Annotated in this window: 15 protein-coding genes; 3 read left to right on the top strand and 12 right to left on the bottom strand. The window is 75.0% G+C overall.

The window, feature by feature from the left end; all coding sequences use genetic code 11:
* Window positions 1-21: 21 nt before the first annotated feature.
* The 4 genes from ACZ55U_RS01045 to ACZ55U_RS01030 form a co-directional block, all read right to left on the bottom strand.
* Window positions 22-1,344 carry a hemolysin family protein gene (locus tag ACZ55U_RS01045; RefSeq protein WP_465521049.1) on the bottom strand — a complete coding sequence of 441 codons (1,323 nt, stop codon included), beginning with the start codon at window positions 1,342-1,344 and terminating at the stop codon, window positions 22-24.
* A 108-nt stretch (window positions 1,345-1,452) separates the two neighbouring features.
* Window positions 1,453-2,445: a malate dehydrogenase gene (locus ACZ55U_RS01040; RefSeq protein WP_465521047.1), complete on the bottom strand. Its 993-nt coding sequence runs from the start codon at window positions 2,443-2,445 to the stop codon at window positions 1,453-1,455.
* Window positions 2,446-2,649: 204 nt separating this feature from the next.
* Window positions 2,650-3,075, bottom strand: a complete 426-nt coding sequence (locus ACZ55U_RS01035; RefSeq protein WP_465521045.1) for a DUF3017 domain-containing protein — start codon at window positions 3,073-3,075, stop codon at window positions 2,650-2,652.
* Between the two features lie 19 nt (window positions 3,076-3,094).
* Window positions 3,095-3,949 (bottom strand): bifunctional methylenetetrahydrofolate dehydrogenase/methenyltetrahydrofolate cyclohydrolase, encoded by an 855-nt coding sequence (locus ACZ55U_RS01030; RefSeq protein ID WP_465521043.1) that lies wholly within the window; start codon window positions 3,947-3,949, stop codon window positions 3,095-3,097.
* 516 nt (window positions 3,950-4,465) lie between these two features.
* Between ACZ55U_RS01030 and ACZ55U_RS01025 the strand changes: the two genes are divergently transcribed.
* Complete coding sequence (locus ACZ55U_RS01025; RefSeq protein ID WP_465521041.1) at window positions 4,466-5,095, top strand: hypothetical protein; 630 nt, start codon at window positions 4,466-4,468, stop codon at window positions 5,093-5,095.
* A 105-nt stretch (window positions 5,096-5,200) separates the two neighbouring features.
* On the opposite strand, the gene purH is transcribed toward ACZ55U_RS01025, so the two are convergent.
* Entirely contained in the window at window positions 5,201-6,778 is a 1,578-nt protein-coding gene (purH, locus tag ACZ55U_RS01020) for a bifunctional phosphoribosylaminoimidazolecarboxamide formyltransferase/IMP cyclohydrolase (RefSeq protein WP_465521039.1), read from the bottom strand.
* Between the two features lie 69 nt (window positions 6,779-6,847).
* Entirely contained in the window at window positions 6,848-7,513 is a 666-nt protein-coding gene (gene purN, locus ACZ55U_RS01015; RefSeq protein WP_465521037.1) for a phosphoribosylglycinamide formyltransferase, read from the bottom strand.
* A 442-nt stretch (window positions 7,514-7,955) separates the two neighbouring features.
* On the opposite strand from purN, the gene ACZ55U_RS01010 reads away from it, so the two are divergent.
* On the top strand, window positions 7,956-8,630 hold the full coding sequence (locus ACZ55U_RS01010) for a hypothetical protein (RefSeq protein ID WP_465521035.1): 675 nt from the start codon (window positions 7,956-7,958) through the stop codon (window positions 8,628-8,630).
* 57 nt (window positions 8,631-8,687) lie between these two features.
* Here the strand turns inward: ACZ55U_RS01010 and ACZ55U_RS01005 are convergent, their stop codons facing one another.
* Entirely contained in the window at window positions 8,688-10,124 is a 1,437-nt protein-coding gene (locus tag ACZ55U_RS01005) for a cell division protein PerM (protein WP_465521033.1), read from the bottom strand.
* Window positions 10,125-10,256: 132 nt separating this feature from the next.
* On the opposite strand from ACZ55U_RS01005, the gene ACZ55U_RS01000 reads away from it, so the two are divergent.
* Window positions 10,257-12,773, top strand: a complete 2,517-nt coding sequence (locus tag ACZ55U_RS01000; RefSeq protein WP_465521031.1) for a sigma factor-like helix-turn-helix DNA-binding protein — start codon at window positions 10,257-10,259, stop codon at window positions 12,771-12,773.
* 113 nt (window positions 12,774-12,886) lie between these two features.
* On the opposite strand, the gene sucD is transcribed toward ACZ55U_RS01000, so the two are convergent.
* The 5 genes from sucD to ACZ55U_RS00975 form a co-directional block, all read right to left on the bottom strand.
* Complete coding sequence (sucD, locus tag ACZ55U_RS00995) at window positions 12,887-13,777, bottom strand: succinate--CoA ligase subunit alpha (RefSeq protein ID WP_449788213.1); 891 nt, start codon at window positions 13,775-13,777, stop codon at window positions 12,887-12,889.
* 19 nt (window positions 13,778-13,796) lie between these two features.
* Window positions 13,797-14,969 carry an ADP-forming succinate--CoA ligase subunit beta gene (gene sucC, locus ACZ55U_RS00990; protein ID WP_465521029.1) on the bottom strand — a complete coding sequence of 391 codons (1,173 nt, stop codon included), beginning with the start codon at window positions 14,967-14,969 and terminating at the stop codon, window positions 13,797-13,799.
* 301 nt (window positions 14,970-15,270) lie between these two features.
* Window positions 15,271-16,437 carry a VWA domain-containing protein gene (locus ACZ55U_RS00985; protein ID WP_465521027.1) on the bottom strand — a complete coding sequence of 389 codons (1,167 nt, stop codon included), beginning with the start codon at window positions 16,435-16,437 and terminating at the stop codon, window positions 15,271-15,273.
* A gap of 107 nt (window positions 16,438-16,544) precedes the next feature.
* Window positions 16,545-18,974, bottom strand: coding sequence for a DUF5682 family protein (locus tag ACZ55U_RS00980; protein WP_465521025.1), 2,430 nt, complete (start codon window positions 18,972-18,974; stop codon window positions 16,545-16,547).
* Window positions 18,971-20,053, bottom strand: a complete 1,083-nt coding sequence (locus ACZ55U_RS00975) for an ATP-binding protein (RefSeq protein ID WP_465521023.1) — start codon at window positions 20,051-20,053, stop codon at window positions 18,971-18,973. Before ACZ55U_RS00975 ends, ACZ55U_RS00980 begins: the two co-directional genes overlap by 4 nt.
* Window positions 20,054-20,199: the final 146 nt, after the last annotated feature.

Below are 20,199 nucleotides of genomic sequence, written 5' to 3'. Positions count from 1 at the left end.
TCTTCCAGTTCCCCCGCTCGGTCAGGAAACCTCGGCCCCCGGTGGTTCGGCCAGTGTGACGGCACTCACCCCGACCCGGGCGATCCGCCGGCCCTCGACCTTGGCCACCGTCAGCAGCACCGCGCCGCCCTCGACCGGGACGCGCACCTGGTCGCCGTCCCGGGGCAGTCGGCCGAGCGCGGCGACCAGGCAGCCGGCCACCGTCTCGTACGGGCCCTCGGGCAGGGTGACGCCGGTCTCCTCGGTGAAGTCGCCGAGGTTGAGCAGGCCGTCCAGCTCCATGCCGCCGCCGGCCAGCCGGCGGGTGGGGGCGGTCTCCGGGCGGTCGTACTCGTCCCGGATCTCGCCGATCACCTCCTCGACCAGGTCCTCCAGGGTGACGATCCCGGCGGTGCCGCCGTACTCGTCCACCACGATGGCCAGGTGGTGGCCCTCCCGGCGCATCTCGCCCATCGCCTCCAGCACCAGCTTGGTGCCGGGCAGCAGCTTGACCGGGCGGGACAGGTCGCGGACCTTGGCGGCCTGTTCGCCGCGGGCGCCGTACAGGTCGCGGACGTGGACGAAGCCGACCACCGCGTCGGCGCTGCCCTCGACCACCGGGTAGCGCGAGTGCGGCGAGGTGTCGGCCTGCCGGCGGACGGCGGCCAGTGGGCGCTCGGCGTCCAGGAAGGTCACCTCGGTGCGCGGGACCATCACCTCGCGCAGCTGGCGCTCGCCGGCGGAGAACACGTCGGCGATCAACGCCCTTTCGTCGCTTCCCAGTTCGGTGTTGGCGGCGACCAGGCCGCGCAGTTCCTCGGAGCTCATCGAGCCGCGGCCGGCGGCCGGATCCCCACCGAGCAGTCTGACCATCAGATTGGTGGAGTGGCCCAGCAGCCAGATCACCGGACGCAGCACCACCGACATCACGTCCACCACCGGGGCCGCGACGACCGCGATGGACTCGGCGCGCTGAAGGCCGATCCGCTTGGGGGTCAGCTCGCCCAGCACCAGCGAGGCGTAGCTGATCACCAGGGTGAGGCCGACCAGCGCCACCGCGTCGGCCACGCCCTCGGAGAACCCGGCCCGGACGAACAGCGGGGCGACCTTGCCGGCCAGGGTGTCCGCGCCGAAGGCGGCGGACAGGAAGCCCATGCAGGTCACCCCGACCTGGACGGCGGCCAGGAAGCGGTTCGGGTCGGCGGCCAGGTGCGCCGCCCGGGCCGCGCGCCGGGTGCCGTGCGCCTCCAGCGTCCGGATCTGGCCCTCGCGCAGCGAGATCAGCGAGATCTCGGCGACGTTGAACAACCCGCCCAGCAGGATGAAGACGAGGACGAGTGCGGCGTCCCCGAGTGTTTCGTTCACAGCGGGCCAGTGTAGGGCGGCCGGTCCGGGCCGGGGCCGGACACGACGGCGGGCCGCCGCTTCCGGGAGGGAAGCGGCGGGCCGCCGGTCGAGCCGTGCGGGGCGGGCTCAGATGAGGCCCAGCTCCTGGACCGCGGCGCGCTCCTCGGCCAGCTCCTTGACCGAGGCGTCGATGCGGGCGCGCGAGAAGTCGGAGATCTCCAGGCCCTGGACGATCTCGAACTCGCCGTCCTTGGTGGTGACCGGGAAGGAGGAGATCAGGCCCTCCGGAACGCCGTAGGAGCCGTCGGAGACGACGCCCATCGAGGTCCAGTCGCCCTCGGCGGTGCCGTTGACCCAGGTGTACACGTGGTCGATGGCGGCGTTGGCGGCCGAGGCGGCCGAGGAGGCGCCGCGAGCGTCGATGATGGCGGCGCCGCGCTTGGCGACGGTCGGGATGAAGTCGTTCTCCAGCCAGCCCAGGTCGCTGCCGACGGCCTCGAAGGCCGGCTTGCCGGCGATCTCGGCCTGGAAGATGTCCGGGTACTGGGTCGCGGAGTGGTTGCCCCAGATGGTGACGCGCTTGATGTCCGAGACCAGGGCGCCCGTCTTGGCGGACAGCTGGCCGAGGGCGCGGTTGTGGTCCAGGCGGGTCATCGCGGTGAAGCGCTCGGCCGGGACGTCCGGGGCGTTGCGCTGGGCGATCAGGGCGTTGGTGTTGGCCGGGTTGCCGACGACCAGGACCTTGATGTCGTCCGCGGCGTGGTCGTTGATGGCCTTGCCCTGCGGGCCGAAGATGCCGCCGTTGGCCTGGAGCAGGTCACCGCGCTCCATGCCCGCGGTGCGCGGACGGGCGCCGACCAGCAGCGCGACGTTGGCGCCGTCGAAGGCCTCGGCCGGCTTGTCGGTGATGGTGATGTCGCGCAGCAGCGGGAAGGCGCAGTCGACGAGCTCCATGGCGGTGCCCTCGGCGGCCTTGAGGCCCTGCGGGATCTCCAGGAGGCGCAGGTTCACCGGCACGTCGGCACCGAGCAGGTGGCCCGAGGCGATGCGGAAGAGCAGCGCGTAGCCGATCTGGCCGGCCGCTCCGGTGATGGTGACGTTGACGGGGGTGCGAGTCATTTCTACCTTCTCCAGCAAATCGCCAGGTGCCCCAGGCACACCGGCGCACTGGAGCCGAGGACGGTCTCTCGACATCGAGAGACCGGCGTCAGGTTATCGCAAAGGGAAGCCTACGCCGCGGGTGCGGGCCTGGCTGATGCGTCACAGAAACGGTGCGGCCCCCGCCGAGGGTTCCTCGGGCGGGGGCCGGGGCGGGCCTGCGGATCAGTGCTTGGGCCGGCCCATCAGCTGGCCGATGTTGTCCAGCAGCGGGATCTGCACCCACGGGTTCGGCTGTGCCACCAGGGTCAGCAGCACGATCGAGGCCCCCAGGAAGGTCAGCACGACGACGTCGGTGAAGCGGCTGCGCACCGCCAGCATCCCGACCTCGGGCAGCACCAGCCGCAGCACCGCGCCGAGCAGCACCCCGCAGCCGAGGATCAGCAGCCCGTACTTGAAGCCGTCCTTGAAGTCGGCGAACCAGGTGACCGCCAGGCCGGCGCCGACCACCAGCAGGACCAGCGTGATCGGCCACTGCCGCACGGGCAGCGCGTGGTCGCGTCCGAGGGCCGCGGCCGAGCCCTCCGGCGGCAGGGTGCCGGTGGTCCTGACCGGCCTGCGGCTGGGCCCTGCCGGTCGCGGTTCAGTCATGCTCGCCGTCCCTGGGGTGTCAGATGCCGGCGCGGCGCTCGGCCGCCTCGACGATGTTGTTCAGCAGCATCGCGCGGGTCATCGGGCCCACGCCGCCGGGGTTCGGGGAGATCCAGCCCGCCACCTCGGCCACGCCCGGGTGCACGTCGCCGACGATCTTGCCCTCGCTGCGGCTGACGCCCACGTCCAGCACCGCCGCGCCCGGCTTGACGTCCTCCGGCTTGACCAGGTGCGGCACGCCGGCGGCGGCCACGATGATGTCGGCCTTGCGCAGGTGGGCGCCGAGGTCACGGGTGCCGGTGTGGCACAGGGTGACGGTGGCGTTCTCGCTGCGGCGGGTCAGCAGCAGGCCGATCGAGCGGCCGACGGTGATGCCGCGGCCGACCACGACCACCTCGGCGCCGTTGATCTCGACGCCGTGGCGGCGCAGCAGCTCGACGATGCCGAGCGGGGTGCACGGCAGCGGGCCGTCGATGCCCAGGGCGAGCCGGCCGAGCGAGGTCGGGTGCAGGCCGTCGGCGTCCTTGTCCGGGTCCATCAGCTCCAGGACCGGGTTCTGGTCCAGGCCCTTGGGCAGCGGCAGCTGGACGATGTAGCCGGTGCAGGACGGGTCGGCGTTGAGCTCGCGGACGACGTTCTCGACGTCCTCCTGGGTGGCGGTGGCGGGCAGCTCGCGCTGGATCGAGGCGATGCCCACCTCGGCGCAGTCCTTGTGCTTGCCGTTCACGTACCAGCGGCTGCCCGGGTCGTCGCCGACCAGGACGGTGCCGAGGCCGGGCGTGACGCCCTTCGCCTTGAGGGCCGCCACACGGGCGGCGAGTTCGGACTTGATCGCGGCGGCGGTGGCCTTGCCATCGAGAATCTGGGCAGTCATGACCCCATTCTCCCGGATCGCCGGGGGTCGCCGTACCGAGGGCTCGTGCTGCCGGTACGGCGGGCACCCGGGAGTGATCGGCACGGCGGGCCGCACGGCCCGGAGTACGGCGTCCGGGTGAACGAACGGCTGCGGAGGTCCGCGCCACGTTGCGGTTGCGCCACAGTCTCGGCCCGCCGGGCGAACCGGCTGGACAGGGCGCCGCCATCCGGATGACGATATTCGGGCATTCCCGCCGTGGACCGGCCCGGTGACGGGCCGACGGACCCGCGGCGGGGCGTATCCGGGGGAAAGAGCCAGTGAGCCGACCACATCAGCGCGAGCAGTCCGACCGCGGGGGCACCGTCCCGCCCGCGCCGTACCCGTCGGCCGTCTCACGCCCCTGACGCTCACCACTCGGCCGAACCGCGGCGCCCGTCACCGCCGCCGGGCTGTCACCCCTCCCCGCTACCGTCACGTTCCGGTGGGGCCGTCGGCGTCCCGTCCCCGCGTCCCCGCAACTGCCCGGAGGCATCCATGAGTTACCCGCCCGACCCGAACAACCCGTACGGCCAGCCGCCGGCCGCGCCGGGCTACGGGTACCCGCAGCAGGCCCCGCCGCAGCAGGTCCCGTACGGGTATCCGCAGCAGGCCCCGGCCTACGGGCAGCCCCCCGTGGGCTACGGCTACCCGCCGGTGGCCGCGCCGCAGTCCATGCCGGGCCTGATGACGACCGCCCGGGTCCTGCTGTTCATCGTCGGCGGCACCCAGGTGCTGGCGGCGCTGTTCTGCCTGATCGGGGCCGCGGCCACCAAGGGCGCCATCTCCCAGAGCACGACGGACGACGAGGGCCTGCTCGCGATCGGCAACGCCGCCGCCGGCGTCGCGGTCGTCATCGGCGTCGTGTTCGCGCTGGCCGCCGCGCTGTCCATCACCCTCGGGGTGAAGTTCGGCAAGGGCGGCAACGGCGTCCGGGTCACCACCATCGTCTACGGCTCGATCGGCGGCCTGTTCGGCCTGCTCGGCCTGCTCGGCTCGTTCGCCGCGTCGGAGGGCCGGGCGGTGAACCTCATCGTCTCCCTGCTGTGGGTGGCGATCAGCGTCATCTGGATCGCCGGCGTGTGCACCCGGGACGCCGTCAACTGGTTCAACCGGCCGAAGTACTGACCGGTCGGCGCACCGACGCCGCGGCGGCCCGGTTCCCTCCTCGGAGGGCGCCGGGCCGCTGTGTCACGGCGTCACGCCGTCCATGGCGTCACACCACGCGTCGTATCAGTGGAAGAAGTGCCGCGCACCGGTGAAGTACATCGTCACGCCGGCCTCGGCGGCCGCCGCGATGACCTCCTCGTCGCGGATCGAGCCGCCCGGCTGGACGATCGCCCGGACGCCGGCCGCGATCAGGATCGCCGGGCCGTCCGCGAACGGGAAGAAGGCGTCCGAGGCCGCGTAGGCGCCCTTGGCGCGCTCGCCGGCCCGCTCGACCGCGAGCTTGCAGGAGTCCACCCGGTTGACCTGGCCCATGCCGACGCCGACCGAGGCGCCGTCCTTGGCCAGCAGGATCGCGTTGGACTTGACGGCCCGGCAGGCCCGCCAGGCGAAGGCCAGCTCGGCCAGCTCGTCGGCGGCCAGCGCCTCACCGGTGGCGAGGGTCCAGTTCGCCGGGTCGTCGCCCTCGGCGTGCACCCGGTCGGCGTCCTGGAGCAGCACGCCGCCGGAGATCGGGCGCACCTCCTGGCGGTTGGCCGGGGCCTCGGGGGCGAGCAGCACCCGCAGGTTCTTCTTCTTGGTGAGCACCTCCAGGGCGCCCTCCTCGTAGCCGGGGGCCACGACGACCTCGGTGAAGATCGGGGCGATCTGCTCGGCCAGCGCGACGGTGACCGGGCGGTTGACGGCGATCACGCCGCCGTACGCGGAGACCGGGTCGCACTCGTGCGCCTTGCGGTGCGCCTCGGCGACGTCGGCGCCGGTCGCGATGCCGCACGGGTTGGCGTGCTTGATGATCGCGACGGCCGGCTCGGCGTGGTCGTAGGCGGCGCGGCGGGCGGCGTCGGTGTCGACGTAGTTGTTGTACGACATCTCCTTGCCGTGCAGCTGCCGCGCGCCGGCCAGGCCGCCGGTGCCGTCGCTGTACAGCGCGGCGCCCTGGTGCGGGTTCTCGCCGTAGCGCAGCACGTTCTGCCGCTCCCAGGTCGAGCCCAGGAACTCCGGGAAGTGCTCGTCGCTGGGCGCGTAGCCGGCCTCGAACCAGGAGGCGACGGCCACGTCGTAGGCGGCGGTGTGGGCGAACGCGGCACCGGCCAGGCGCTTGCGGGTGGCCAGGTCGAAGCCGCCCTCCCGGACGGCCTCCAGCACGTCGCCGTAGCGGGCCGGGTCGACCACCACGGCCACCGAGGGGTGGTTCTTGGCGGCGGCGCGGACCATGCTCGGGCCGCCGATGTCGATCTGCTCGACGCACTCGTCCGGGGTGGCGCCGGAGGCGACGGTGGCCTTGAACGGGTAGAGGTTCACCACGACCAGGTCGAAGGGCTCGACGCCCAGCTCGGCCAGCTGCGCGCGGTGGGACTCCAGCCGCAGGTCGGCCAGCACGCCGGCGTGCACGCGGGGGTGCAGCGTCTTCACGCGCCCGTCCAGGCACTCCGGGAAGCCGGTCAGCTCGGAGACCTCGGTCACCGGCACGCCGGCGGCGGCGATCCGGCCGGCGGTGGAGCCGGTGGAGACGATGGCGACCCCGGCGGCGTGCAGGCCCCGGGCCAGCTCCTCCAGACCGGTCTTGTCGTACACGCTGATCAGCGCGCGACGGATCGGACGAACGTTCTCCGAAACGGGAGTGGTGGTGGAGCTGGCACTCATGCTCCCACCTCGCTGCACTCGGCGGGCGCTGCGCGCCAGGCACCTTCCTCGATGACTCGTTCGCTGCGCTCACTCATGTGCCGGAATCCATACCTTTCGGTCCTCGATGCGGTGACCCTCGCGGGCCAGCCGGCCCACGACGTCGACGAGCAGCTTGCGCTCGACAGTCTTGATGCGCTCGTGCAGCGCTTCGCCGCCATCGGCGTGGTCGGCGTCGACGACCTCGACGACGCCCTGCGCGATGATCGGCCCGGTGTCCACACCGGAGTCGACCAGGTGGACGGTGCAGCCGGTGACCTTCACCCCGTACGCGAGCGCGTCGGTGACGCCGTGGGCGCCGGGGAAGGCGGGCAGCAGCGCGGGGTGGGTGTTGACGATCCGCCCGGCGAAGGCGGTGACGAACTCGGGGCCGAGGATCTTCATGAAACCGGCCGAGACCACCAGGTCCGGCTGGTACCCGGCGACGGAGGCGGTCAGCGCGCGGTCCCAGGCGGCCCGGTCCGGGTGGTCCTTCACCCGGTGGACGAAGGTCGGCAGACCCGCCCTCTCGGCCCGCTCCAGACCCACGATCCCGTCCCGGTCCGCGCCGACCGCCAGGATCTCGGCGCCGTACGCCGGATCGCCGGTGGCGTCGATCAGCGCCTGGAGGTTGGTGCCGGAGCCGGAGACCAGCACCACCAGGCGGGCCGGTCCGGGCGTACGGGGCGGGAAGTGCTGGGCGGGGGCGGCGGCCACTGCGCGTCTCTCCGTAGGTCGGGCGCCGTCCGCTGGTACGTCCACCGGCGGTGGGGCCACTACGAACGGCAGGTCGAGCGAGGGGGAACACCGGGGAAACCCGCCGCGACGCGGGCCCCGGGGAACCTCTGTGGGCTGCTGACCGTCACCACGATAACGGCTGGTCGGACGGCCTCCGAACCCTCCCGGCGGCGCTACGCGCGTAGTTGAGACGGGGATCTCCTCCGGCCCTCCGCACCGGAGTCGGCCCCCGGCCGTACCGGCACCGCCCGGCCCCCCGGCCGGGGCCTCCGGTGGACCGGCGGACGACTGCGCGATCCCGGCAGAGGACTGCGGGATCAGCGGAGGACTGCGGGATCATGGGGGCGCGGGAGGCCGCTCCGACGCGAGGACCTCCGACCGAGCCCGACCGAGCCCCGACCGAGAAGGAATGGCCGAACCCATGAGCAGCGGCGACGACACCGGCGAGCGCAACCCCTTCGCGCCGCCGCCGGCGGATGCCCCCGACCAGCCGTGGCAGCCGCGCGGCCCCTGGGGCGGCGAGGGCCGGGACGGCGCCGGGCAGGGCGGCCCCGGACAGGACGGTGCCGGGCAGGGCGGCGGGCGTCCGCAGGGGCCGTCGCCGTGGGGTCCCGGGGGCGACGGCCGCCCCGGCCGGCGGCCGGCGGCGCCGCAGCCGCCCCGGCTCGACCCCGCGAACCCGGCCCACCGCAAGGCCCGCAACGCCGCACTGGCCGGACCGCTCGCGCTGGTCTGCCTGTTCACCGGGCTCCACTGGCTCGCGCTGCTGATCGGGGCGCTCGGCATCGTCTGGGGCGTCGGCGCGCTGCGGACCCGCCAGTCCGCCGCCCCGGCCGCCGCCTCGGCCGCCACGGTGGCGGGGCCGGGCGGCCCGTACCCGGGCGCCCCGGCGCCGAACCCGCTCACCCCGGCCGCGCTCGCCGGCATCCTGACCGGTGCGATGACCGTCGTGTTCGCCACCTCGGTGATCGGCCTCGGGTACCACTACCGCGACTACGTCACCTGCGTCCAGGACTCGCTGACCTCGGTCGGCGCCCAGAACTGCGACCGGTACGCGCCGCAGTGGTACGTGGACTTCACCGGGAACGCCGAGTAGTCGTCCCCCGGGGGGCCGGTCGGGCCTCCTCCGGGTCGTCCGGCTCGGGGGATCGAGTCAGGCGTTCGGGGCCGGGTCGTCGGAGTCCAGGTCATCGGAGTCCAAGTCGTCGGAGTCCGCTTCCCCGGCGTCCCGGACACCCGCTCCGGAGAGCCGCAGCACGAGGGCGTACGTACCGGCGCGCAGCTCCAGCGCGCCCCGGCGGGCCAGGCGCGCGAGCCGGGCGTACGCGCCCACGCCGTCCGCCGGGCCCAGCGCGCGGTGCCGCACCAGCAGGGAGCCCGGGACGGCGACCAGCGCGACCCAGCCCGCCGCCGCCAGGCCCGTCCACCAGGGCACCGGCCCCACCCAGGCCAGCCGCTCCCCCGCCAGCGCCCCGCCGGAGAGCCAGCCCAGCAGCGCCGCCCCGGCCCCGACCGCCAGGGCCGCCACCAGGGCGGCCACCGCCGTCGCCGCGAGCGGCCAGGGCCCGGGCCGCTCCTCACCGCCCGCCGCCGGTCGGCGCAGCCCCGCCGCCGCACGGCCCAGCAGCACCGCCGGAACCACCCCGGCCAGCAGCGGCAGAGCCGACACCGCGAGCCGCCAGCCGCCCGGCCCGTCCGCCGGGAGCAGGGCGAACAGCGGGAACTCCGGCACCGGGCCCAGCACCGTGCCGACCGGTGACACCGTCGTCCCGAAGCCCACCGTGAAGCCCGGGCCCAGCGCGTACGCCGTGCCCCACAGCACCGCGTTCGGCAGCAGCGCCACCGCGAGCAGCAGCAGCCCCGGCAGGGCGGCGGGCCCGCTCCCCAGCAGGGCCGACCCGCGCCCGCCGCCGGCCACCGCCGCCGACACCGCCGAACAGGCCGTCAGCAGCCCGCCGGCCGCGACCAGCCCGGCCCCGGCCGCCAGGGCGGCGGCCCTGACCGCCGGAGCACCGTCGACCGGGCGGTACGGCGGCGGCAGGCGGTTCAGCGGGGAGCCGCCCGGCGCGTCGGGGACGGTCACCGAACGGGCCCCGGCCGCCGTCGCCAGGCCCGCCACCAGCGCCACCACCAGGACGTCCGGCAGCACCCGGCTGCGGAACGGCCCGTCGCCCGCGCAGTGCAGCGCCACCCCGACGGCCACCGCGCAGTACCCCGCCCACACCGCCAGGGGACCGCCCCAGCGCGAGCGCAGGCCCGGCCGCTCCGCCACCCCGGCGCCCGCCCGGTAGAGCCGCACCACGGCCAGCACCCCGAGCAGCAGCGGAGTGACCGTCAGCGGGGCGCCCGACGCGCCGCGCAGCACCGGCGCGCCGTGCCCGAGCAGCCACAGGATGCCCGCCACCCGGGTGACAGCGGGCGCGCCGTCGTCCGCGTACGGCGTCATCACCCAGAGCCCGAGCACCGGTGCTCCGACCACCGCCAGGCCGACCAGCGCCGTCCGCGCTCCCGCCAACAGGTCGGCCAACGCGGGGCGTCCGCCCAATTGGCCGGGCGATTCCAGGATCGGACGGCCCATCAGCTGCGTCATGGGCCACATGGTGCCAAGGCGACTCGCCATGCTCCGTGAAGCGCCAAACCGCCGCCGTGTCCCAGATTATTGGCTTATGCGCATTTTCAGACCCTGCCCCCAAGCCGCCGGTGTCCCGGCCCGGAGCGTCTGATGACCACGCCGCCCACCGCCGACTCCCCCACTCCGGAGCGCCACCGCGGACCCGCCCGCGCCGGAACCGACGCGGACCGCCTGCTGCGGAAACTGACTCCCCGTGAGGCCCGGACCCTGGCCCACCTCGCGGCCGGCCACTCCCTCCCGGAAACCGCCGCCGCCCTCGGGATCACCCCCACCACCGCCCGCGGCTACCTCCAGCGAGCCCTGCGCAAGCTCGGCACCCGCACCGAGGCGGAGGCCCTCGCCCTCCTGGCCGGCGCACTGCCGAGCCTCGCGGGCACCGGACCGGCGGACCAGGACGGCGGTACGTCCCGGAAGCGGCGCCGCACCCGCACGCGGACCGGAAAGCCCGTCCCGGCGGTCGCGGACGAGCTGGTGAAGCCGACCTGGCTGGCGCAGGCAGACCCCGGGGCTCCGTCGGCCCCGGACGAGCCCGCGCGGCCGAGCCAGTCGGCGCCGGGCAGGGACGGCGGCGCGGTCCTCGCGGCTCCGCCCGGGAAGCCGCACCAGGACGCCGCCGGGAGGAACGCCGGGCCCGAGGCCGGAGCGGAGAGCCAGGCGGAGCGCACCGCCGCACCACGAAGGGTGGCAGGCGACGGAGAGCACCGGCCGACCGCAGCGGGCGGTGGGCCGGTGTCTCCCGCAGGGCCGCCGGGCGGCCCGACCACGGCGACTGCGGACGGAGGCGGACGGGCAGCCCACGGGGAGAACGGCAGCACCCCCGGTCCCGGCGGTGGGCCGGTGGCTACCGCAGGCACCGCCGCGCACCATGGCGCCGCCCCGCGCCGGGCCCGGGCCGCACAGGGCGCCGAGCGCGGACGACCGCTGGCCCCCGAGCCCGCGGGCCGCGCATCGGCCGGCCCCGCCCCCACGCGGAAGGCCCGGGTGGCGCGGAACGCCACCGCTTCGCCTGCGGCGCACGCCCAGGAGCCGGCCGACCGTGACGAGCCCCCACCCACCGACCCCGCGCGGAAGGCGCCAGCCGGGCCGGACACCACGGCCTCACTCACGGCCCACGCCCGGAAAGCGGCCGGCCCCGGCCGCACCACACCCCCGTCCGCCGACACCGCTCCCCTACGGAACGCGCAGGCCGAGCCGGACACCACCGCCTCACCCTCGCCCCGGGCGCGTCCGCGGGAAGCGACCGGGCCCGACGACACCCGGCCGGCCCGGACGGAAGGCACGGCCACCACCCCCGTACGGAACGCCCAGGCCGAGCCGGACACCACCACAGCACCCCCGGCGGGCACGCGGGAACCAGCCCCACCCACCGACGCCCGGCCGGCCCGGGCCGAGCCGGACGCCACCGCCTCCCCCGACGAGCCCGCACCCCCGCCACCGCCCGGCGGGCCCGGGTGGGCGGCCCTGGCCGCCGCCGCGCCCTCGGGGGCGGACGACGACCTCGACGCCGAGCCCCCGACGGTGACCTTCGAGGAGCTCTACGAGGCGGCGCACACCCGGCTGGTGCAGCAGGTGTTCCTGCTGACCGCCTGCCGCCACCGCGCGGTGCACTGCGTACGGCGGGCGTTCGGTGAGGCGTGGCGGAGCTGGGAGGCGGTGGCCGCCACCGGGAACCCCGAGGGCTGGGTCCGGGTGCGCGCCTGCGAGCTGGCGCTGTCCCCGTGGCACCGGGGCGGCCCCCGGCGGGCGGACTCCTGGACGCTGCCGCACCGGCGGATCACGGTGCGCCCGGCCGACGAGTCCCAGGCCGTGCTCCCGGACCACGACCGCCTGACCGACCGGGACCGGGCGCTGCTCAAGGCCCTCAAGCGGCTGTCCCGGCCGCAGCGCCGGGCGCTGGTGCTGCACGACGGGCTGGGGATGCCGGCCGACGCGGTCGCGGTGGAGGTGGAGGCCACCCTGACGGCGGCCGAGGGGCGGGTGTGGACCGCCCGGGCGGCACTGGCGCACTGGGTGCCGGAGCTGGTCGGCCCGGACCCGGCGGCGCCGGGCTTCGCGGACGGGCTGAGCGAGCTGCTGTACCGGGCGGCGGTCCGCGGGTGCCCTGAGCCGCACCGGACCCCGGTGGCGGTGCTGCGGGCCCGGCACGGGCTGTGGACGGCGAGCCGGACGGGCGCGGCGGCACTGCTGACGGTGGCGGTGGCCGGGGCGGCCCTGGCGACCCTGGCGGGGCTTCGCCCGGCGGAGCTCTTCCGCCCGCCGGCCCCGCCGACGCCCACGCCGTGCCTGCCCGCGGCGACGCCCGCGCCGCCGCCCGCCGCACCGTCCGCCGCCGCACCGCTCCCCGCCGGGATGGACGCGGCGGAGGCGGCGGAGACGGCGGAACCGGTCCCGCCGATGCTGCCCAGCGGGCCGCCGAGCGGTGTCACCAGCATCTGGTGCAGCCCGGCGCCGGGCCTGGAGGCCGTCCTGGTGGAGCCGCACCCGCAGGCGGCCTCGCGCTGGGGGCTGATGCCCACGGCCCCGGGCGCCGCCGCGCCGCCGCCGGCCCCGGCGGCCTGCCCGCGCTGGATGATCCGGCCCTGCGGCACGGACCCGAAGGCGGGCTGACGCGGCGAGCGCCCCGGAAACAGCGGCGCCCGGAAACAGCCGAGCGCGCCTCCGGAAACGGCGAGCGCCCCCGCCCGGAAGGGGCGGGGGCGCTCGTCAGGCGCGGTACGGGATCAGGCCTGGGCGGCGATGATCTCGCGGGCCAGGCGGGCGGTCTCGGACGGCGTCTTGCCGACCTTGACACCGGCGGCCTCAAGGGCCTCCTTCTTCGCCTGGGCGGTGCCCGAGGAACCGGAGACGATGGCGCCGGCGTGGCCCATGGTCTTGCCCTCGGGGGCGGTGAAGCCCGCGACGTAGCCGACGACCGGCTTGGTCACGTGCTCGGCGATGAACGCCGCGGCACGCTCCTCGGCGTCGCCGCCGATCTCACCGATCATGACGATGAGCTCGGTCTCCGGGTCCTCCTGGAAGGCCTTGAGAGCGTCGATGTGGGTGGTGCCGATGACCGGGTCGCCACCGATGCCGACGGCCGAGGTGAAGCCGATGTCCCGCAGCTCGTACATGAGCTGGTAGGTCAGGGTGCCGGACTTCGAGACCAGGCCGATCTTGCCGGAGCTGGTGATGTCGGCCGGGATGATGCCGGCGTTCGACTGTCCGGGGCTGATCAGGCCGGGGCAGTTCGGGCCGATGATGCGGGTCTTGTTGCCCTTGGCACCGGCGTGCGCCCAGAAGGCGGCGGTGTCGTGCACCGGGACGCCCTCGGTGATGACGACGGCCAGGCCGATCTCGGCGTCGATGGCCTCGACGACGGCGGCCTTGGTGAACGCCGGCGGGACGAAGACGACGGTGACGTCGGCACCGGTCTTCTCCATCGCCTCGGCGACCGACCCGAAGACCGGGATCTCGGTGCCGTCGACGTCGACCGTGGTGCCGGCCTTGCGCGGGTTGACACCGCCGACGATCCGGGTGCCGGAGGCGAGCATGCGGCGGGTGTGCTTCATGCCCTCGGAGCCGGTCATGCCCTGGACGATGACCTTGCTGTCCTTGGTAAGGAAGATAGCCATGGTGTTTAAGTCCCCTTCCTTACTTGTTGGCCAGCTCGGCGGCGCGGTCAGCGGCGCCGTCCATGGTGTCCACGCGCTGCACCAGCGGGTGGTTGGCGTCGTCGAGGATCTTGCGACCCAGCTCCGCGTTGTTGCCGTCCAGACGGACGACCAGCGGCTTGGTGACGTTCTCGCCCTTGCTCTTCAGGAGCTCCAGGGCCTGCACGATGCCGTTGGCGACCGCGTCGCACGCGGTGATGCCGCCGAAGACGTTGACGAAGACCGACTTGACGTCGGGGTCGCCCAGGATGATCTCCAGGCCGTTCGCCATGACCTCGGCGGACGCGCCGCCACCGATGTCGAGGAAGTTGGCGGGCTTGACGCCGCCGTGCTTCTCACCGGCGTAGGCGACCACGTCGAGGGTGCTCATGACGAGGCCCGCGCCGTTGCCGATGATGCCGACCTGGCCGTCGAGCTTGACGTAGTTCAGGCCCTTGGCCTTGGCGGCGGCCTCCAGCGGGTTGGCCGCGGCCTTGTCCTCCAGGGCCTCGTGCTCGGGCTGGCGGAACTCGGCGTTGTCGTCCAGGGAGACCTTGCCGTCGAGCGCGATGATCTTGCCGTCACCGGACTTGATCAGCGGGTTGACCTCGACGAGGAGGGCGTCCTCCTTGATGAAGACGGTCCACAGCTTCTGGAGGACGTCGGCGACCTGGTCGGCGACCTCGGCCGGGAACTTCGCCGCGGCGACGATCTCGGCGGCCTTCTCCGGGGTGCAGCCCTCGTTGGCGTCGACCGGGATCTTGGCGAGCGCGTCGGGGTTCTGCTCGGCGACGACCTCGATCTCCACGCCGCCCTCGACGCTGGCCATGGCCAGGAAGGTGCGGTTGGTGCGGTCCAGCAGGAACGAGACGTAGTACTCGTCCTTGATGTCCGCGGTCTGGGCCAGCATCACCTTGTGAACGGTGTGGCCCTTGATGTCCATGCCGAGGATCTGCTCGGCCTTGGCGACGGCGTCCGCCGGGTCGGCGGCGAGCTTGACCCCGCCGGCCTTGCCTCGGCCGCCCACCTTCACCTGAGCCTTGACGACGGCGCGGCCGCCGAAGCGCTCCGCGATGGCGGCAGCGTCTGCGGCGGTCTCGATGACATCGCCGTCAAGCACGGGCACGCCGTGCTTGGCGAAGAGGTCCCTCGCCTGGTACTCGAACAGGTCCACGTGTTTGTCCTTGTTCGTGGTCGCGGATTGTGTCTCTACGAGCGTGCCACGGCAGGATCTTCGCTGCGGGTCGTCGAAGCGGTGCGGGTACGCAGAGGTACGGCCTTGCGGCCCACACAGCCACGGGCGCACACGTCAATCAACACGCGCGTCACGTCCGTCTGGCAGGTTATCCCCGTGGGACGGGCCTGTTCCGCCTCGGGGCCTGCCCGTCTTGGGTGAGAACCATCACAGCCAGCCTAGAGCGGCGTGCCGCACGCCCCGTCCTCGGTGACGCGGATTAGCGCGTCCGGGTGAACCGTCACGCCCCCCGGTCGGGGAGCGGGATCGGGCGCTTCTCGATGGCCGCCGCCATGATCTCCGGGAAGGCGTCCGGGGTGCAGGCGAAGGCCGGTGCGCCGAGCGAGGCCAGGGCCGCGGCGTGGGCGTGGTCGTACGCCGGCGCCCCTTCGTCGGAGAGCGCGAGCAGGGCGACGAACTGGACGCCCGCCGCCTTCATCGCGGCGACCCGCTTGAGCATGCCGTCCCGGATGCCGCCCTCGTACAGGTCGCTGATCAGGACGACGATCGTCTCGGAGGGGCGGGTGATCCTGGACTGGCAGTAGGCGAGCGCGCGGTCGATGTCGGTGCCGCCGCCGAGCCGGGTGGCGAACAGCACGTCGACCGGGTCGGTGAGCTGCTCGGTGAGGTCGACCACCGAGGTGTCGAAGACGACCAGCCGGGTGTCCAGGGTGCGCATCGAGGAGAGCACCGCGCCGAAGACCGCGGCGTGGACGACCGAGGGCGCCATCGAGCCGGACTGGTCGACGCAGAGGATGAGGTCCTTCCGCACGGCGCGCCGGGCGCGGGCGTAGCCGACCAGCCGCTCGGGGACGACGGTGCCGTGCTGGGGCAGGTGGTTCTTCAGGTTGGCCCGGATGGTGCGGTCCCAGTCGATGTCGCGGTGGCGGGGGCGGTCGACCTTGGCGCTGCGGTCGAGGGCGCCGCCGAGGGTGGCGCGGGTGCGGTCGGCGAGCCGGCGCTCCAGGTCGGCGACCACCTTGCCGACCACCGCCCGGGCGGTCTCCCGGGTGGTCTCGGGCAGGGCGTGCTTGAGCGAGAGCAGGGTGGCGGCCAGGTGCACGTCCGGTTCGACGGCCTCCAGCATCTCCGGCTCCAGCAGCAGCCGTTCCAGGCCCAGCCGGGTGATCGCGTCCTGCTGCATCAGCTGGACGACGGTGGACGGGAAGTACTCGCGGATGTCGCCCAGCCAGCGGGCCACCTGCGGGGCCGAGGCGCCCAGCCCGGCGCTGCGCCGGCCGCCACGACCGGCCCGGGAGCCCTCGTCGGGGGTGCCGCGGTAGAGCGCGGCGAGGGCTCCGTCCATCGCGGCGTCACGGCCGCGCAGGGTGCGGCCCGTCCGGTCGGCCTCGCCGCCGAGCACCAGCCGCCAGCGGCGCAGCCGTTCGTCGGTCGTGGGCGCTGCCATCTCGTCGTCCTCCTTCAGCGGGTCCTGCGGTGGGCGCAGGGGGGGCGGGGTTCAGGGGTGGGGGTGCAGGGGTGGGGTCGGGTACGCCGGGTGAGGTGCGGCGGGTGTCAGGTGTTACGGCCGGTGGCCTGCCGGGGGATCGTCGGACGGACGCCGAGCAACAGGGCCAGCACGGGGAGGGCGGCGTCGGCGCGGGCCCGGTCCAGGTCGCCCGCCGAGGCCCGGGACGCCGGGGGCTCCCCGAGCGGGCCGGCCGCGACCCGGCCGCCGATGGCGGTGCGCACGCCCGCCTCCAGCCCGGCGAAGGTGCGGCGCAGCAGCGGCAGGACGTCGGTGAAGGCCTCGTCGCTCACGCTGGTCAGCCACTCGTCCAGCAGCGCCGGCAACCGGGGGTCGTGCAGCAGCAGGGCGCCGCCGCCGGCCAGGAAGCCCTCGACCCAACCAGCCGCGTCCACAGGGGAGTTGGCGACGGAGAGGACCAGCCGAAGCCGTCGGCCGGCCTCCTCGGGGCCGAGCCGGCCGTCGTCCAGCAGCAGCCGGACCGCCCGGCCGCGCAGCAGTCCGGGGGCGCCGGTGGCCGGTCCGCCGGCCGGCTCGCGGCGGGCCAGCGAGCGCAGGGCGGCGGCCCAGCGGTCGGCCAGGCCGTCGGAGACGTCGGGGCGGTCGGGGCAGTCGGAAACGTCGGGGCGGTCGGGGCAGTCGGGGCGGTCGGGGCCGTCGGTGCCCGGGCCGGAAGCGGCCTCGGGTCCGGCGGTCGCCGCGGCGCCGGCCAGCAGGCCGATCGCGCCGTGCACCTCGTCGAGGCGGCCGCGCATCGCCGCCGCGCCCTGGGCGTCCAGGCCGACGCAGGCGGGCGGCAGCCCCACGCAGATCCGCTCCGCCAGGCCGCAGGCCGCCTCCGCGAGCGCGCCGTGATCGGTGCCGCGCACGTCGCCGTAGCGCAGTGCGCGGACCAGCGCGGGCAGCGCTCCCGCGAGGTGGGCGACGTCGGTGTCCAGGGCCGCGCAGTCGGCGAGCGCCCGCATCACGGCGGGCAGCGCGCCGGACAGCCCGGCCAGCAGGCAGGTCTCCACCAGGCCGGTCAGCTCGGCGAGTTCCCCGGCGGCGCGGGCGGTGGCGACGGCCTTGCCGACCGCCGCCGCCTCGACCGTGGTGCCCCACTGGGCGGCCTCGGCGATCCGGACCGCGAACTCGGGCTGCCAGCACAGCCGCCAGCTCTCCCGGAAGGTCCCGGTCGAGTTCACCGAGGAGCGCGCGGGCACGCCCCAGTCCACGCCCAGCAGGCGCAGCCGGTGCAGCAGCCGGGAGCGGGCCGCGTCGTTCTCCTTGCGCAGGTCGAGGTCGAGGTCCTTCGGCGCGGCCTCGGGCTTGAGCCGCAGCGAGCGCTGCAACCCGGTCAGGTCGCGTCGCAGCGGCACCGCCGGAGCGGCGTCCGGGACCTCGCCGAGCCGGTCGCCGACCACCAGGCGGTCCCGGACCAGCTCCAGGGCGATGTCCGAGCCCTCGCAGAGCACCGCGCGGGCGGCGTCCAGGGTCTCGGTCAGCCCGGCGAGCGGGCGGCCGCGCAGCGCGGCCAGCGCCTCGGCGAGCCGAACCGCCTCGATCACGTGCGCCGAGGAGACCGGGTGGTCCTCGGCGCGCAGCAGCTCGGCGGCCCGGGTGAGCCAGCGCGGCACCGGGTCTCCGTCGGTGGTGAACAGGTGGTGGTACCAGCCGGGCGACCGCACGCCCGCGCCGTAGCCGGTGGCCCGGGAGAGCCTGCGGTGCGTCCACGGCACCCAGGTGACGTCCGTGCGCACCTTCTTCGGCAGCTCGGCGAGCAGCGCCCGGTCGTGGGCGACGGTGGGCATCCGCTCCAGCGCGGGGACGTGGAAGGCCCCGCAGACCACGGCGATCCGGCTGTACCCGGCGCGGCGGGCGGCCCGGATCTGCCGGCGCATGTACGCCTCGCGCAGCCGGTCCCGGCGGGACTCGCCGAGGCCCTCGGCGCGCAGGGCGCCCATCGCCTCGGCGACGGCGGCGAACGGGGCCAGCGGGTCGGCGCCGGGGGCGCGGTGCTCGACCACGTCCTCCCACCAGCGCTCCGGGTCGTCGTGCCCGGCCGCCTCGGCGAGCAGCGCCAACGGGTCGGCGACGGCGTCGTCCGTCTCGTCCGGCCCGTCCTCCGCGGATTCGGCGGCCTCGGCGGCCTCGGCGGCCTCGGCGCCTTCGAGCGCGAAGCCGTACCCGGCGGGCAGGTCGATGAAGCGCACCGGCACGTCGTGCTCCACCGCGTGCCGGATCGCCACCCACTCCGGGGAGAACTCGGCGTACGGCCAGAACGCGGCCTTCGACGGGTCCTCCACCGCGTGGGCGAGCAGGGCAACCGGCGGGACGAGGTCCTTCCCTGCGGCCAGGTGGACGAGGCCGTCGGCCTCCGGCGGGCCCTCGACCAGCACCGCGTCCGGCCGCCACCGGGCCAGCGCGGCGGCCACCGACCGGGCCGAGCCGGGGCCGTGGTGGCGGATGCCCAGCAGGGCGACCTCGGCGGCCGTCATACCGCCACCTCGCGGGCGGCCCGGTAGAAGTCCTTCCAGCCGTCGCGCTCGCGCACCACCCCTTCGACGTACTCGCGCCAGACCGCCCGGTCCGCCACCGGGTCGCGGACGACCGCGCCGAGGATGCCGGCCGTCACGTCCCCGGCGCGCAGCACGCCGTCCCCGAAGTGGGTGGCCAGGGCGAGTCCGTTGGTCACCACCGAGATCGCCTCGGCGGTGGAGAGGGTGCCGCTCGGGGTCTTGACCTTCGTCCGGCCGTCCACCGTGATCCCGGCCCGCAGCTCGCGGAAGACGGTGACCACCCGCCTGATCTCCTCGGCGCCGCCGGGCAGTTCGGGCAGTCGCAGGGAGCGGCCGAGCTGGTTGACCCGGCGGGTGACGATGTCGACCTCCTCGTCCAGCGAGCCCGGCAGCGGCAGCACCACGGTGTTGAAGCGGCGGCGCAGCGCGCTGGACAGCTCGTTGACGCCGCGGTCGCGGTCGTTGGCGGTGGCGATCACGTTGAAGCCGCGCACCGCCTGCGTCTCGGTGCCCAACTCCGGTACGGGGAGCGTCTTCTCGGACAGGATGGTGATCAGACTGTCCTGGACGTCGGCCGGGATGCGGGTGAGCTCCTCGACCCGGGCGATCGCGCCGTCGGCCATCGCCCGCATCAGCGGGGAGGGCACCAGGGCGTCCCGGCTGGGGCCGTCGGTGAGCAGCCGGGCGTAGTTCCAGCCGTACCGGACGGCCTCCTCGGGGGTGCCGGCGGTGCCCTGCACCAGCCTCGTGGAGTCGCCGCTGATCGCCGCGGCCAGGTGCTCGGACACCCAGGTCTTCGCGGTGCCGGGCACGCCGAGCAGCAGCAGCGCGCGGTCCGTCGCCAGGGTCGTCACGGCGACCTCGACGATCCGGCGCGGGCCGACGTACTTGGGGGTGATCCGGGTGCCGTCCGGCAGCTCGCCGCCGAGCAGGTAGGTGGCCACGGCCCACGGCGAGAGCCTCCAGCGCTCCGGGCGCGGGCGGTCGTCCTGCGCGGCCAGCGCGGCCAGTTCACCGGCGAAGGCGTCCTCGGCGTGCTGCCGCAGAACGTCGGTCATCTCGGGCTCCTTCGGGTCGGCCGCCGGGCGCGCGGGTGCCCGGCGGCAGGGTGATCGGGGAAGGGAGCCAGGTCGGCGTCCCGGCCTGTGGGGACCACCCTGCACCGGGGCACTGACAACACCGGACGGACGGTAAGCCGCTGTCA

Source organism: Kitasatospora sp. NPDC034533 (genome assembly GCF_055575155.1).
Note: the sequence above shows the minus strand (reverse complement) of the source record. Positions and strands in the feature narration are given on the sequence as shown.